Annotated in this window: 14 protein-coding genes and 1 tRNA gene; 5 read left to right on the top strand and 10 right to left on the bottom strand. The window is 47.7% G+C overall.

All coding sequences use genetic code 11. The features are described from left to right. Positions 1 to 238 precede the first annotated feature (238 nt). The gene (locus tag NC994_RS02085) at positions 239 to 1177 is read right to left on the bottom strand and encodes a Ycf66 family protein (protein ID WP_190440794.1); all 939 of its coding nucleotides are present in this window, start codon (positions 1175 to 1177) and stop codon (positions 239 to 241) included. Positions 1178 to 1407: 230 nt separating this feature from the next. Here NC994_RS02085 and gndA point away from each other — a divergent pair, with 230 nt between their 5' ends. From gndA to NC994_RS02065, 4 genes are all read left to right on the top strand, one after another. Next, a complete protein-coding gene (gene gndA / locus NC994_RS02080; RefSeq protein WP_190440791.1) occupies positions 1408 to 2904 on the top strand; it encodes an NADP-dependent phosphogluconate dehydrogenase in 1497 nt (498 codons plus the stop codon). Positions 2905 to 3246: 342 nt separating this feature from the next. Next, entirely contained in the window at positions 3247 to 4320 is a 1074-nt protein-coding gene (locus tag NC994_RS02075; RefSeq protein WP_190440788.1) for a tocopherol cyclase family protein, read from the top strand. Positions 4321 to 4369: 49 nt separating this feature from the next. Further along, positions 4370 to 4443: transfer RNA gene (locus NC994_RS02070), tRNA-Arg, on the top strand. Between the two features lie 143 nt (positions 4444 to 4586). Beyond that, positions 4587 to 5264 (top strand): YdcF family protein, encoded by a 678-nt coding sequence (locus NC994_RS02065; protein WP_190428839.1) that lies wholly within the window; start codon positions 4587 to 4589, stop codon positions 5262 to 5264. On the opposite strand, the gene NC994_RS02060 is transcribed toward NC994_RS02065, so the two are convergent. The 7 genes from NC994_RS02060 to plsX form a co-directional block, all read right to left on the bottom strand. Next, entirely contained in the window at positions 5203 to 5505 is a 303-nt protein-coding gene (locus NC994_RS02060; RefSeq protein ID WP_190415638.1) for a DUF2288 domain-containing protein, read from the bottom strand. The two genes, NC994_RS02065 and NC994_RS02060, sit on opposite strands and share 62 nt — an antisense overlap. Positions 5506 to 5579: 74 nt before the next feature. Continuing rightward, on the bottom strand, positions 5580 to 6629 hold the full coding sequence (locus NC994_RS02055; protein WP_190441275.1) for an AI-2E family transporter: 1050 nt from the start codon (positions 6627 to 6629) through the stop codon (positions 5580 to 5582). A gap of 181 nt (positions 6630 to 6810) precedes the next feature. Continuing rightward, positions 6811 to 7449: a lysophospholipid acyltransferase family protein gene (locus NC994_RS02050; RefSeq protein ID WP_190415746.1), complete on the bottom strand. Its 639-nt coding sequence runs from the start codon at positions 7447 to 7449 to the stop codon at positions 6811 to 6813. A 13-nt stretch (positions 7450 to 7462) separates the two neighbouring features. Continuing rightward, positions 7463 to 7600 carry a hypothetical protein gene (locus NC994_RS02045; protein WP_190428837.1) on the bottom strand — a complete coding sequence of 46 codons (138 nt, stop codon included), beginning with the start codon at positions 7598 to 7600 and terminating at the stop codon, positions 7463 to 7465. Continuing rightward, on the bottom strand, positions 7590 to 8477 hold the full coding sequence (gene fabD, locus NC994_RS02040) for an ACP S-malonyltransferase (RefSeq protein WP_190440784.1): 888 nt from the start codon (positions 8475 to 8477) through the stop codon (positions 7590 to 7592). The genes NC994_RS02045 and fabD overlap by 11 nt, the downstream gene beginning before the upstream one ends. Positions 8478 to 8716: 239 nt before the next feature. Continuing rightward, positions 8717 to 9715: a beta-ketoacyl-ACP synthase 3 gene (locus tag NC994_RS02035; RefSeq protein ID WP_190440781.1), complete on the bottom strand. Its 999-nt coding sequence runs from the start codon at positions 9713 to 9715 to the stop codon at positions 8717 to 8719. Positions 9716 to 9842: 127 nt separating this feature from the next. Next, complete coding sequence (gene plsX, locus NC994_RS02030) at positions 9843 to 10874, bottom strand: phosphate acyltransferase PlsX (RefSeq protein WP_190440778.1); 1032 nt, start codon at positions 10872 to 10874, stop codon at positions 9843 to 9845. A 351-nt stretch (positions 10875 to 11225) separates the two neighbouring features. On the opposite strand from plsX, the gene NC994_RS02025 reads away from it, so the two are divergent. Continuing rightward, positions 11226 to 12551, top strand: coding sequence for a D-alanyl-D-alanine carboxypeptidase (locus NC994_RS02025; RefSeq protein ID WP_190440775.1), 1326 nt, complete (start codon positions 11226 to 11228; stop codon positions 12549 to 12551). Between the two features lie 138 nt (positions 12552 to 12689). On the opposite strand, the gene lptC is transcribed toward NC994_RS02025, so the two are convergent. Then, positions 12690 to 13859 carry an LPS export ABC transporter periplasmic protein LptC gene (gene lptC / locus NC994_RS02020; RefSeq protein WP_190440772.1) on the bottom strand — a complete coding sequence of 390 codons (1170 nt, stop codon included), beginning with the start codon at positions 13857 to 13859 and terminating at the stop codon, positions 12690 to 12692. A 38-nt stretch (positions 13860 to 13897) separates the two neighbouring features. Then, on the bottom strand, positions 13898 to 14506 hold the full coding sequence (locus tag NC994_RS02015) for an NYN domain-containing protein (RefSeq protein WP_190415651.1): 609 nt from the start codon (positions 14504 to 14506) through the stop codon (positions 13898 to 13900). Between the last annotated feature and the right edge of the window lie 153 nt (positions 14507 to 14659).

Below are 14659 nucleotides of genomic sequence, written 5' to 3'. Positions count from 1 at the left end.
CTTCAAGTTGCAGCGGAAAAATGAACCGCAAAGATGCACAGAACACAAAGCAAGAAAATGGAATAAGCAGCGATCGCAATCCGATTTTAGCTGTAAGATGCCTGTCCTTCAGATCCCAAACTTCAAGAGAGAAGTCTGGGATCTCGCTTTAGAAAGCATTCAAGACTGCTATATCTTCCGCTGCTTTTTTGGCGCTATGCAACATCTTCGGGATTCATTTTCCTCCTAACCTTTATTTTTAAGTTGGGTTGGGTGGATTTTCTAACGGCTGATTTGCCTGCTCTGTTCCACTCACCGAGTCACTTGTTTCTTCATGGGCTGGTTCTGGAGGTGAAGCTGGAATATGCTTTTCTTCAGCATCTTCTAGAGCAGCTTCCACCAGTTCGGGGTCGGGTGGGTTCGGACGAACGGGTTCGGGCACATTTTCTGGGTTAGCTTCTGGGTTAGCCTCCACCTCTGAAGGTGAGGATGGGGCAGTCTCTGGTGTTATGACTGTTTCTCCTGTAGTTGCTTCTACAGATGCTGGGGGTTCCAAGTCATCCAAGTCTGTGTCTTGGACACTTTCTTCAGATGGGACGGATATTACTTCCATCTGAGATTCCGGCTGGGATTCCGGCTTTGAGGGTGCGGGTGGAACGGGTGGTTGATTGAGTAACACCGTTTCATCCTCATCTTCATCCGTCCGGTTATCCAGCACGGTAACACGGGGTTTTCCGGCGTCGGTGGAGGTTGGCGCAGGTGTCGTCTTGGATGCCCCTGATTGGGGGGTTCCAGTGCCCGATTTGCCCTGAGTCACTTTACTTGCCGTCTGCTGAGCTTTGTCCTTAAAAGTTGCAAATAGACTGGTTATCCGCTGCGGTATGGATAAACTGGTCAGTTTTTCCTGCAATGCTTCGGGACTCGGAATCTCAGTTTGCTGCGCTGCGGGGGTGAGACTGCGTCGTAATGTCAGGGTTTCCCAACCTAACCAACCGACTAGCGCTACGCTAGCGATTTGACCTAGCAGCACACCGCCGGTGATGCGTCCAGCACACACCCATAAAACCAGGGCATAGAACAATCCCACCCCACTCCAGATAAAATCACTCTTTCGGTGTACTTCGGGGAAAAAGAAAGCCGCCATGTAAAGGGCGAAGCTACCGACTGCAACAGCGATCGCTAGGATATATGCCAGCATTTCGTGGATGCTCCAAAACTTGTGTCTATGTTTCAATTCTGCTAGAGATTGTTGACTTAGATACAAATAAAAACTAAATCTGCTGTTTCAATTGTTGATTCTTCGCCGAAGGAGGCGGTACTACTTTTGCGACTCTTAATATCTTCTTTAGGGAAAACTCTCAGGATATCGGGCTACTCTGAAGGAAAAGCAACTGTTCAAAAGCATTGCAGAGTTGAACATTGAATCTTATGACACAGCAGAGCTTTGGTGTGATTGGTTTGGCGGTCATGGGCGAGAACTTGGCGCTGAATGTGGAGCGTAATGGGTTCCCCATTTCCGTCTATAATCGCACTCCAGAAAAAACGGATGCCTTTATGGCTGAGCGAGCGCAGGGCAAAAATGTCTATGCTGCTTATTCCATTGAAGATTTTGTCCAATCCTTAGAACGCCCTCGCAAAATCCTGATTATGGTGAAAGCGGGTGCGCCGGTAGATGCGGTGATTAACCAGCTCAAACCGTTACTGGATGAGGGTGACATCATTATTGATGGTGGCAACTCCTTATTTGACGATACCGCTCGTCGCACCCGCGAATTAGAGCCATCTGGGTTCAGATTTATCGGGATGGGCGTCAGTGGAGGTGAAGAAGGAGCGCTGAATGGCCCTAGTCTGATGCCGGGAGGTACGAAAAGCTCCTATGAGTATCTGGAACCAATTTTGACGAAAATTGCGGCTCAGGTGGATGATGGCCCCTGTGTCACATACATCGGCCCTGCGGGTGCCGGTCACTACGTCAAGATGGTACACAATGGCATTGAGTACGGCGATATGCAGCTGATTGCAGAGGCATACGACTTGCTCAAGAATGCGTTGGGGCTAGACGCGAACCAACTACACCAAGTATTCGCCGAATGGAATACGACTGATGAACTCAATTCTTATTTGATTGAGATTACAGCTGATATTTTCAATTACCGAGACCCCGACACTCGTCAGCCTCTGGTCGATGTGATTCTCGATGCGGCTGGGCAGAAAGGGACGGGTCGCTGGACGGTGCAGAGTGCGCTGGAGCTGGGGATCGCTATTCCAACGATGACGGCGGCGGTGAATGCCCGGATCATGTCTGCCTTTAAGAAGGAACGGGTGGCTGCTTCGGAGATATTAACGGGTCCTAGTGGCAAGTATGAGGGAGACGCCAAAACCTTCATTAACCAAATCCGTGATGCTTTGTATTGCTCGAAGATTTGCTCTTACGCCCAAGGGATGGCGCTATTGAGTTCGGCGTCGAAGGCTTATTCCTATGACCTGAATTTGAGCGAAACTGCCCGGATTTGGAAGGGTGGTTGCATTATTCGAGCCGGATTCTTGAATAAGATTAAATCTGCTTTCAAGGACAATCCAGAGTTGCCGAATTTGCTCTTGGCTCCTGAGTTTAAGCAGACCATTTTGGATCGCCAGGATGCTTGGCGGGAGGTATTAGCGCAGTCGGCGAAGCTGGGGATTCCAGTTCCGGCATTCAGCGCGTCGCTAGATTACTTCGATAGTTACCGACGCGATCGCTTGCCGCAAAATCTTACCCAAGCTCAGCGCGACTACTTTGGTGCTCATACCTACGAGCGCATTGACAAAGCAGGCTTCTTCCATACCGAGTGGACTCAAGTCGATGAGGAAAGCGTTCAAACCTCTACGCCTGAGCCACTGCAAGCCCAAGATCCTGCGGAAGTTGTACGCACAACGATTACATAAATAGGAGTAGTCGGGCGGGCAATGCCCGCCCGACTGTCGTTGTAGCGATTTCAACGGCTTTTGGCTCCGGACGCCCAAAATTTAGGAAATTTCCAGATGGAGGGTCGTTATTCTTCTGGGTAGACGCTGCGCGATCGCGTCTTTCTCCAGCGTTTTCGGGTGAAAATTGAAGGCAACTCCTCAGATCCTTTTTCTTTGCGATTCATGAGCCAGATTTTTCTAATAAAGAACTTTGCCTACACGAATTCATGCACAAACTGGATCTGGGGTATTTGCATCCAGCATCCAGGGAGCCGAGAAAAGGCGATCGCTATTCTGAGAAACAGTTAGGAATTTGAATTGATGCAAAATCCTTTACAAACGCCTCACAGTGGCTACCAGTGGGACGGCACCAGTCAGCGATTCTTTGAAGGTTGGTACTACCGCGTCACCTTACCAGATTGCGGACATACCTTTGCTTTCATGTACTCCCTCGAAGATCCCCTAGGCAATCAACCCCACAGCGGCGGTGCTGCCCAAATTCTGGGTCCCGAAGATAGTTACCTTTGCCGGACTTTCCCAGATGTCAACAAATTCTGGGCATCGCGGGACGTTTTAGCCTTGGGACACTGGGGCAAAACCGATTTATCCACCAAACCCGCCTACCTCCCTCCAGAGGCTTTTGAGCGTCACGTTCAGGATGGCTATCAAGCCACCGCTACTTGGCATCAGGGAGCTTTACACGATCCGGGCACAGGTTCTCAAGCGCGTTGGCAGTATGAAATTAAACCTGTATATGGATGGGGAAATCTAAATCAGCCACAACAATCAACAGCCGGATGGTTGTCTTCTTTCCCGATTTTTGAACCGGGATGGCAAATTTTGATGGCTCACGGGCTGGCAACTGGCTGGATTGAGTGGAATGGAAAACGCTACGACTTCACCAACGCCCCTGCCTACGGTGAAAAAAACTGGGGGCGCTCTTTTCCTCAAAAATGGTTCTGGCTGAATTGCAATAGTTTTGATGAGTCTTCAGATATCGCCTTAACGGCTGGTGGAGGCAGACGCGGGGTGCTGTGGTGGATGGAATCGGTGGCGATGATTGGCTTGCACTATCAAGGCAAATTTTATGAATTTGTACCCTGGAACTCGAAAGTAAGTTGGAATATCGAGCCTTGGGGCAGCTGGCAAATGCAAGCTCATAACTCCGAGTTTGAAGTTGAGTTAACCGCTACTACAAATTTACCGGGGACTCTCCTGCGTGCCCCCACGGAAAAGGGTTTAATCTTTTGTTGTCGCGACACGATGAACGGTCAAGTTGACCTGGAACTGCGCCAACGGGGTGACAAATCTAAAATCATCCTGAAAGCTGGCAGTTCTCTATGTGGATTGGAAACAGGCGGTGGCCCTTGGGAAGAAACCTGGCGGTCTACTTAAATTCAACTGGGTAATGCTGCCCTTGGGCTGCTATGATCGCCTTAGAATTGGGGCTGTAGCTCAGTTGGATAGAGCGAGCGCCTCCTAAGCGCTAGGTCGCCGGTTCGAGCCTGGCCAGTCCCGTTGTCTGCTACTCTCTAAAACAGTTAGTCGCCCAGTGGAGTGTATCTACGTGGACGCTAGCTAGGATAGGGAATTTTAACCAGTTAGCGATCGCGCTTCGTGCGTATCGCTTTCCATGTAAACACGGCTTTTTCAATTGATTGATGATCCTGAAAATTGGTGCTAGCCGACAAAAACACTTGTCTTCCAAGCCCTCGCGCTCTAAAAGTAGATATTCTCGGCTGCTAATGCTCGCTCTACCCGTGGCGCTGTGGTTTGGTTACAAGGAAGTTAAAAAAAGCCTGGTCAAACCCCAGGCAATGTTAGTTTTGGGTGGCTCTACCTCAGCCTTGGAGCGGGAGAAGTTGGCAGCAAGGATGGCTCGTCAGCATTCAGATTTGCCCATCTGGGTTTCTTCAGGTAGCACTAACAAAGCTTACGTTAAACGGGTTTTTGCCAAAGCTGGGGTTGCCCCTAGTCGCCTGCATTTGGACTATCAGGCGGTGGATACGGTTACGAACTTTACGACGCTGGTTGATGAGTTGCAGAGTCTTGGGATCACCAGCATCTATTTAATTACCTCTGACTATCATATGCGCCGCGCCAGAGTCATTGGAGAGATTGTTTTAGGCAGTCGGGGCATTACTCTAAAGCCCGTGATCGTGCCTTCGGACATACCGCAGGAGCCGATTGAGAAATCAATTCGGGATGGAGCCAGAGCCATTCTTTGGGTGACTACCGGCTATACGGGAGCCACCCTCGGTCAGTCATCAAATCAGATTAAGCAGGAATCGTTGCCGTTTCTTTCACCAAGACATAAGGCGACACAATCAGAGCGCTGAATCGCTTGTTTTTGTTGTCGTTCCAATCTTGTTTCTGAGCTTCGGAGGGCTTGTAAATCAATTGTTCGCTAATCCAGTGCTGCACAGAGGAAACATCATCATTAGCGATCGCTACCCCAACATCTAGCAAGTCCAGCTCTTGAGCTACGATAACCACAGCCTCCCGTTCCGCATGAGGCATCAGCCAGTTCCACTCAGCCTCATCTAGCAATTCTGCTAATTCTTCTCTTAAACCCTGCATTTTTACTTGTTTTGATTCCAGTAAATTTTATTTTAATCCATTTTATAGAAGCTGCTACTCTTCATGTCATTCCTCTAAGATTCTGCTTTCATTTCGTCAATTTCAAATAAACTGACAATGACTCCAGTAATCGGAATTGCAATAAAAATTCCGAGTAATCCTGCTACTCTAGCACCTACTAGTAAGGCGAAAAATACAACAACTGGATTAATATTAAGCGAATTTTGCATAATCCGGGGCGTGATGAAATTGTCTTGTACTTGCTGAATTATGATACAAACAACAACTACTTGAACGGCTAACCAAACACTCTGAGACAATAAAATAAGAAAAACAATACCCACCCCTAAAGTAGCTCCAATCCCAGGGATTAAATCGAATAATCCAGCAATAATTGCCAAAAGTAAGGGAAATGGTACATTTAAAATTAAAAAAACCAAAAAAGTAGTCGTAGTCAGAAATAAACATAAAACCATCTGTCCTCGAAAAAATCCGAGAAACTTGCGTTGAATGACAATGGTAAATCTATTTTGTAAATGTGCAGGAACAAGCTTAAGAATAAGCTTCCAAAGCTTTTCTCCATCTAGCAACATAAAAAAAGAAATAACGGAAATTAATATCAAATTAAGAAAATTGGCAAAAAATACTTGTATAGTCGTTAAGCTATAACCGATTCCTAACCCCAGCGATGAGACGATTTGATTCTGAAATTGTTCTTGAATTATGCTCAAATTTACTTGAACATTGAATCTTAAAAGGAATTTTTCTATTTGATAAGCCAAAGGAATTAAAGAATTTAAAAAGGTTGTTAAGCTAGAAATTAATTGTTGCCCTTGCGATACAACTGTTAAACCAACTGTGACAGTAAGACTAGCAATCACGATCATGCCTAGAATAAAGACCACGGTAACAGCAACACCGTGAGGCACAAAACGAGTTAGCGATCGCACGGGATAACTCAGTAGAAAAGCGACAATAGCTGCAAATGTAAAAATGACAATAACTGTTTCAAAGTAAGCTAAAACTTTTACAAACGCCCAGCCAGAAGCAACGAAAAGCAAAAATCTAACCAATGCCAAATTGTTCAGTCGCTGCAAAAGATACTTGGCAGAAGGTTCGCTCATTTCTTTTTGGGATGGTGATTTAATCCAGAATCCCGGTGATTGACTCATTTCTTTATTGAATGAACCAATAGCCGGATATCCAGACAGATTTGGAACAACCTAATCCTACTGAAAGCGCAACTGTCAGGACATCATCCCAACGTTTTAATTTCGCCGAGAAAATCTTGTCTTTTGAAATTCTTTAACGGCCTAAATCGTGTAAAGCATGAATCGCTGTGGCGCATTTTTGCGTTACCGCCTGTAACTCATCCCGGTCTGTTGAATTAGGAGGCTCAATTACCTGACCAATCCGCACCGTTACTGGCACCGGACGCGGAACCAGCGAACCTTTCTTAAAAATCGCTTCCGTACCCCACAAACTAACGGGCAGCAACGGCACCTTCGCCTTAGCGGCAATCAGCGCAGCACCTAGCTTTGGGTCTGAAATTCTGGCGTCTGGCGTCCGCGTTCCTTGTAAAAAGACACCGACTGCCCACCCTTCCTCTAGGAGAGACAGCGCTGAACGAATCGCACTCCGGTCTGCGGAACCCCGCTTGACGGGGTAAGCACCATACAACTTAATTGCCTGCTTCAAAACAGGGACTCGAAACAGTTCTTCTTTTGCCATATACGCTACGGGTCGTCGCACGCAGCAGGACAAAATCGGCGGATCAAAATCACTGGCATGATTGCTAACCACTAGAAGTGGTCCAATCGGAGGAACGTGTTCGCATCCATAAATCCGACCTCGCAGGTAGGCATGAAGCACGGGGCTGACCACCGACCACTTAAACAGGTGGTATAGAACTAAACTCGAAACAGGCTCGCGGCTTCTGCCCAGATTAGATAATTCGCTATCCACCGTACTCTCGCTGTAAACCTTTAACCACCTTGTCTGATTTTTCTCGTTCCCTGGCTGATGAGGGAAGGAGGGAATTTTTCCATTCTCTCACTCGCACGCGCTGTTGTGGTCGCCGGACTTTATTCTGCATTCGGCAACTCTGCAACACTACCCACGTTTTCCAAAGTTAAATCGGGGCAAGTACGTTTAATTAAACCCGTAAGGACTTTCCCTGGACCAATTTCCACAACCTGCGAAATTCCTTGTACTGGCAATTGTAGAGAAATTTCTCGCCACCGCACCGAGCCGGTCATCTGACGGATGAGGCGCTCTTTTAAAATATCAGCGTCCACAGATGGGACAGGTTCCACATTTGACAGCACTGGCACTTGAGCAGAATTAAATGGAACTGACTCCAAAACTACCTGGAACTCGGCGGCAGCTTCCGCCATTAAGGGAGAGTGAAAGGCTCCTGAGACATTCAAGCGGACAACACGCTTAACCTTTACTTGACTTAGCACTCCCTCCACCGCTTCTGGCGTTCCAGAGATGACGACTTGGGCGGAACTGTTGTCGTTGGCTAATACAACGTCGGGGGTCTGCTGAATTTGTTGTTCTAGCTGTTCGCGGTCGAAGCCAATCAGCGCTGCCATCATGCCATCGGACGCACTATCCATAAATTCTGCCCGACGTTTCACTAGGCGCAACCCCGCCTCAAAGTCAAAGACACCGGCGACGTAGAGAGCAACGTATTCTCCCAGACTGTGACCGGCAACGAGGTTAGGTTGATGTCTCCCAGCTTGCATTCGATCCGCTAAAATGCTTTCTACCACATACAGGCTGGGCTGGGTATAAAGAGTGCGGGATAATTTATCTTCCTGACTCTGACAGATTTCTGGTACAGACCAGCCTAAAATTTGCTCGGCTTGCTCAAATTTAGCCTTTGCCTCTGGCAAGTCTAATAAATCCACTCCCATTCCGATTGCCTGAGAACCTTGCCCAGGAAACACCCATGCGGTCTTTGTCATTGGTCATTGGTAATTGGTAATTCGTAATTGGCAATTAGCAATAGGTAATTGGAGAAAAGTTTTCAGTTTTAGAGGCGCAATTGATCGCGTCTGAGTTTTGACTTCAAGAATTTCTTTCTTGCCTTAAAACTCAATCCTTAACACTCCTAACTTTCATTACCCATTACCGATCCACCTATCGAAAATTATTGGAGGCGGAGAATCTCCGACCTCCGCAAAATTAAAAATCTAAAATTGATTTATCTGCCCCATTGGAAAATCGCTGCGCCCCACGTTAGACCCGCGCCAAAGCCGGAAGTTGCAATCATGTCTCCTGGTTTAATTTTGCCTTCTCGCACAGCTTCATCCAGTGCTAAGGGAATGGAAGCAGCAGAAGTATTGCCGTAGTTAGCAAGATTGCTAATGACTTTTTCGGCAGGAATCTTTAAGCGTTGGGCGACGGCATCAAGAATTCGCTGATTGGCTTGATGTAAAAGCAACCAGTCAATTTGTTCAATGCTGATATTTGCGCGAAACATTGCTTTTTCCAGCACTTCCGGCACTTTTTGCACGGCAAAGCGATAAACTTCCTTGCCGTTCATGGTGATGGGGTGGTAAGTGCCAGCTTGGACGTTGATCCCAGGAACCAGTTCTTTAGGCTGTGCCGTGTAGGCTAGGCTGAGGGATTTGTGCTGGGTTCCATCACTGCGGAGTTCAAATCCCAGCAGGCGATCGCGATCGCTCGCCTGCATGACAATGGCACCAGCACCATCCCCAAATAACACGCAGGTTCCCCGATCTGACCAATCTACCCAGCGCGACAGAATATCAGCCCCAATCAGCAAGACATTTTGATAGACGCCGGTGCGGATAAACTGCGATGCCGTAACTAGACCAAAGACAAATCCAGAGCAAGCGGCTGTTAAATCAAAAGCTACCGCCCTAGATGCTCCCAGTTGAAACTGAATTGCTGAGGCACTCCCGAACAAATCATCGGCAGTTGAGGTTGCCAGAATAATTAAATCCAGGTCTTCTGGGGCGATCCCAGCCATTGCGATCGCTCTTTGTGCCGCGAGTGTGGCGATCGAACTTAAGGACTCCTCACCCGCTAGCCGTCGCTGACAAATCCCGGTGCGGCTGGCGATCCAATCATCGGAAGTATCTACCAGCTGAGTGAGTCCATGATTATCCAGAGAACCTGAGGGGATCGCAGAGCCGCTTCCGGTAATGGCGACGCCGACGCCTGTTTGTTGCAACATTGCTCTCCATGCTTGCTGGGGTCTTTAGGTATCAGCTATCAGCATTTTAGCTTTTAGCTAAATCGATTAATTCTAAACGATCGACGCTGGAATGTCACATTTTACACTTCATCCTTCATACTTGTTGCTATTCGCCGATTGCCGATTGTTTAGTACTGATATCTTGAGACTGAATCCGCTCCAGTACCTGGTTATCAACAGCTTCTTTCGCTATGCGAATCGCGTTAAAAATTGAGGGAGCCTGGGAGCTACCGTGGCTAATAATACAAATGCCTCCTACCCCCAACAACAAGCAACCGCCATGTTCTGCGTGGTCTACCCGCTGCTTTATTCGCCGCAAGTTTGGTTTCAACAGAGCCGTGCCGACTTGCCCGCGCAGTCCTTGAGGTAACTCTTCCTGGAGGATTTGCAATACTGCCTCGCCAACGGCTTCAGCAAATTTCAACAAAACATTCCCGGCAAAACCATCGCAAACGACCACATCAAAATTACCCGTCAGGACATCTCGCCCTTCGGCATTGCCAGCAAAGCAAATTTGCGAATTCTCTTGCAGCCTTTGGTAAGTACGAACCGCTAGATCGTTCCCCTTACATTCTTCTTCACCAATGTTGAGCAACCCGACTTTAGGAACGTCTACACCCAGCACATACTGGCTGTAAATCGATCCCATCAGTGCGAACTGCTCCAAAAATTTAGGACGACAATCGACATTTGCGCCGACATCGAGAATTAGCACTGATTTACTAGCTACCATCGTTGGCAAAACTGCTCCGATGGCCGGGCGGTCAATCCCCCGAAGGCGTCCCAGTCGCAGCAGAGCAGATGCCATAGCGGCTCCTGAATGACCCGCTGACACTACTGCTTGGGCTTGTTTTTGTTTTACCAAATCCATTGCTACGTTGATCGAAGCCTTGGGCTTGCGTTTTAAACCACTTAGAGGCTCCTCGTGCATTTCAATTGTGCCCTCAGAAGGCACAATTTGAGGAAGATGAGAACTGGTGTGTTGCCCTAGGGAAGCTTCAATCTGATGAGGATCGCCCACCAGCAAAACCTCTACGTCTAATTCTTCCTGTGCCCTAAGCGCTCCAGCAACGATTTCGGCGGGGGCGTGGTCGCCACCCATAGCGTCAATTGCGATCCGTGCGCGAGTCGATCCCATTGATCAAAGTGATATAAACCTTAAAAATTCTACCAGTACCCGATGACTCGTGGAGAAACCGGGGTCAATCCGGGAGGATGAAACAGGACGCAGGAAGGATAAATAAAAGAATGCTGAAAAAAATGGTACTCCTAAATAGGTAAAGATAGAGAACTAGTTGTCCCACGGGAGAGTTTATCCATTTTCGCTTGCTCACCGATTACTCATTCCTTGTCCCTGATTGTGCTTTACCTATACGCGAACTCCCGAAAAAATATCTTCATTCTGGCGGAAGCAATTTCCGCCTTGGGCTTTTTTTATAGCTTGCACATCCGGCAGGCTCTTTGTTTAGTGAATAAAGGAAAGTGAGGAATGTTGCAATTATTTGGCTCTGGATTGGTAGCGCTGTGGATGAATATGGCTGGGGTAAAAACAACAGAGATAGATACTACCCAACTGGCTGCGTGGCGGGGAGTTCCTTTGTTTTCCCTATCGATGGCGACCGATCCGGTAGCTGAAAACACCATGCGGCAATATTTGAAGGGCTGGAGCGCTAAAGGCATGGGGGAGGCGGCTCAAGGGGTGTGGATTCAGTCGGGTTCTATGCCCTTGGCAACTCATCAGGGAAATATTCCCTTACCGGCAGCTTCTTTGACCAAGATTGCGACTTCTGCTGCTGCGTTGGAGACTTGGGGTCCAGGCCATCAGTTTGAAACCTCAATTGGCACGACCGGACCTGTGAGAAATGGAATTTTGCAGGGAGATTTGGTGATTAATGGCAGTGGCGATCCCTTTTTTGTGTGGGAAGAAGCGATCGCTCTGGGGAATGCTTTAAATAAACGAGGCATCCGCCGCATCAACGGCAATTTGGTAATTGTGGGCGATTTTTACATGAATTACCAATCTCACCCTTATATGGCGGGTCAGATGCTCAAGCAAGCATTTAACCCCACCTCATGGCCCAGAGATGCCCAATATCTATACAACTTAATGCCGCCAGGAACGCCAAAACCACAAATTGCGATCGCGGGTTCGGTCAAAGTTTCGTCAATTGCAATTCCCAAGCAAATTTTGTTGTTGCGTCATCGCTCAATGTCCTTAGCACAAATCCTCAAGGAAATGAACATTTACAGCAACAACGACATGGCGGAGATGCTGGCAAAATCTCTTGGGGGGGCACCTGCCGTCGCTCAGTTGGGGGCTACCTCTGCCGGTGTCCCCCAACAGGAAGTTCAGCTGGTAAATGGCTCTGGTTTGGGGGTGGAAAATCGCATCTCGCCCCGCGCTGTTTGTGGAATGCTGACGGCGATCGAAAGTTATTTACAACCCCATCAGCTTACGGTAGCCGACCTCTTCCCGATATCGGGACGCGATCGCCGAGGAACGATGGTATCTCGCCACATCCCCACAGGCACGATTATCAAAACTGGCACCCTGCGCGATGTCAGCGCCCTTGCTGGGGTAATGCCAACACGCGATCGCGGTCTGGTTTGCTTTGCGATCATCAACCGGGGTGGTGATGTCGATGGTTTTAGAAAACAACAAGACCAAATACTTCAAAAACTGGTACAACGATGGGGCGTTCCCCCCACTCTACCAGCAGCGATTCTTCCTAGCACTGGGCGAGCTGATATTGCTGGATTTCTCGGTGACGCCAGTCGCAATGAAATTCTCTCAGATTTTCAAGCGCGACGATAATATCGCACAGCACTCATAATGATTCGTGAAGGCAAGATCCCCGACTTTCCAAGAAGTCGGGGATCTCAACCACTGGCATCTCACAACTCAAATAGGATTGCTATACCATTTTGGTTTTTATGACCATCGCTTCCCGATTCAAGGAATAATTTCCGTCACCACTCTGCTACTACCACCGTTAGCACCACCGCCACCCGTGACAACAACCGTTTGACCTTGAAACTTACCGACTGCTCTGGAACCCGTCAGGTGCAGCGGCGGGTCAACTTGTTGATGATAAATTACATTGCCTTGAGCATCGAATTCTTCAGTTGGAATATTCCAAGTCACCTGATTGGCGTAAAGTTGGGATTTATTCCGGCTGCCAACGCCTTGGACGCCACCAACTAGACGAGCCCCTTTTCCCTTCAGATCCACCTGACCCCGGTTCCCCGTCAGCGTCACTTGCTGCTGCTGATGCACCACTTTCACAGGTTGGTCTGATGTAACCATTTGTGTGTTTAAGTTCCAGGTAACAGAATTCCCAGCGATTTGCACTGGCGGCTCTAAAGAAGTCATTTGAACATTCTTTGTCAGCGTTGCCATCTTCGTTTTCAGGTTTACCTGACCAGAATCTCCTGCTGCTTGCTCTGTCACGCGATTGCCTGTGTAGCGGTCAATCTGGATGCGGCGATCGCCAACTACCATCTGCTGGGGAATTTGCCACACTAAATGTTCGGTTCTCATTTGTACCGCTGGGTCTTTTGATGTTGCGACAATTTGACCCAATAATTCCATATGCTGCGACCGGCTAAAATATCGTCCTTCCTTCGCTGTTGCCACCATCTTTTGATGGGTGCCGACGAGATTTTGACGCACGATCACAACGTCTTCCTTTGGTCGCCACTCTAATTCATTCCCTTTTAAAACTGCCCCATTCCGAGGGTCTGTGGCAACAATCTGACCCTTCAGAAAGATTTTTTTACCATCCTCTTGAACTTCGCCACTATCTGCGGTGATTTGCATAATCATTTTTCCATCTTGGAACAAATCCCCGCTAGGATTTTGGATGCGAGCAGCTTTCTTATCTTTGGTATAAACTGCCTGCTTTGCCTTCACTTTCCACAAAGGTTGTCCCTTCTCATCTGCCTGATCCAGGGTCACATTTTGGAATACTAAACTCCCCTCAAAATCTGTCACGGAAGCAGTATCTTTCTGCAATTTTTTTTCCGTGCGTTTTTCGGTATTACAAGCACTAACTAAAAAAGTGAATAGCAAAAAGTAAATAGGCAAAAGAAATAATTTTTTGCGAGGAGCTACTTTTTTCATTTCTATTGCCTATTTATGTCTTTATTTCTTAGGTTGCGTTATCTATCTTCTTGGTCATCCATAAAGCCAATGCCCGACAGTGGACGGTAAGTATAATTTTGTCTGGGCGTCTTTTGGATATCTTCTTTGATGCTATCCAGGTCAATGTATCGATCTGATACATTGATTAAACTATCGCTGGTCATGGAGCGCAAACTGACCACTTCCACTCGGACACCCCGATAGCTAACGGCATCGACAGCGTAAGCTAAATCCCCATCCCCGCTGACGAGAACAGCGGTATCGTAAGAACCTACTAAAGCCATCATATCGACGGCAATTTCCACATCCAAGTTGGCTTTTTTCGAGCCATCTGGCAGCTGTACCAAGTCTTTGGCAATGACCCGGTATCCATTACGACGCATCCACAACAGAAAACCCTGTTGTTTTTCATTCGTGCGATCGACGCCGGTGTAAAAGAAAGAGCGCAACAAGCGAGATCCAGCGGTTAAGCGGCACAGCAACTTGGTGTAATCAATTTCTATACCGAGCTGTAGTGCTGCATAAAATAGATTTGATCCATCGATAAAAATGGCTACACGACCGCGATTTTCTAAAACCTGTTCTGGCGTGAATACAGAGTCGTTACTGCTGAAATTATTCAACATGATTGTTATGCCTCGATTTTTTTATGAAAAAAGCAATTAGCGATTTTGATGAACTTTTAGCTTTTGAGAGAGCGGTCTGTACCAGAGTTTTTACTTTTGTATGTATCAGCACCCGATGGTCAATCCGCCAACAGCCAACAGCTATTAGCTACT

Source organism: Trichocoleus sp. AS-A1 (genome assembly GCF_039962015.1).
GTDB lineage: Bacteria > Cyanobacteriota > Cyanobacteriia > Cyanobacteriales > FACHB-T130 > FACHB-T130.
The sequence above is the reverse complement of the archived record's forward strand: the minus strand, read 5'-3'. Positions and strand labels throughout refer to the sequence as shown.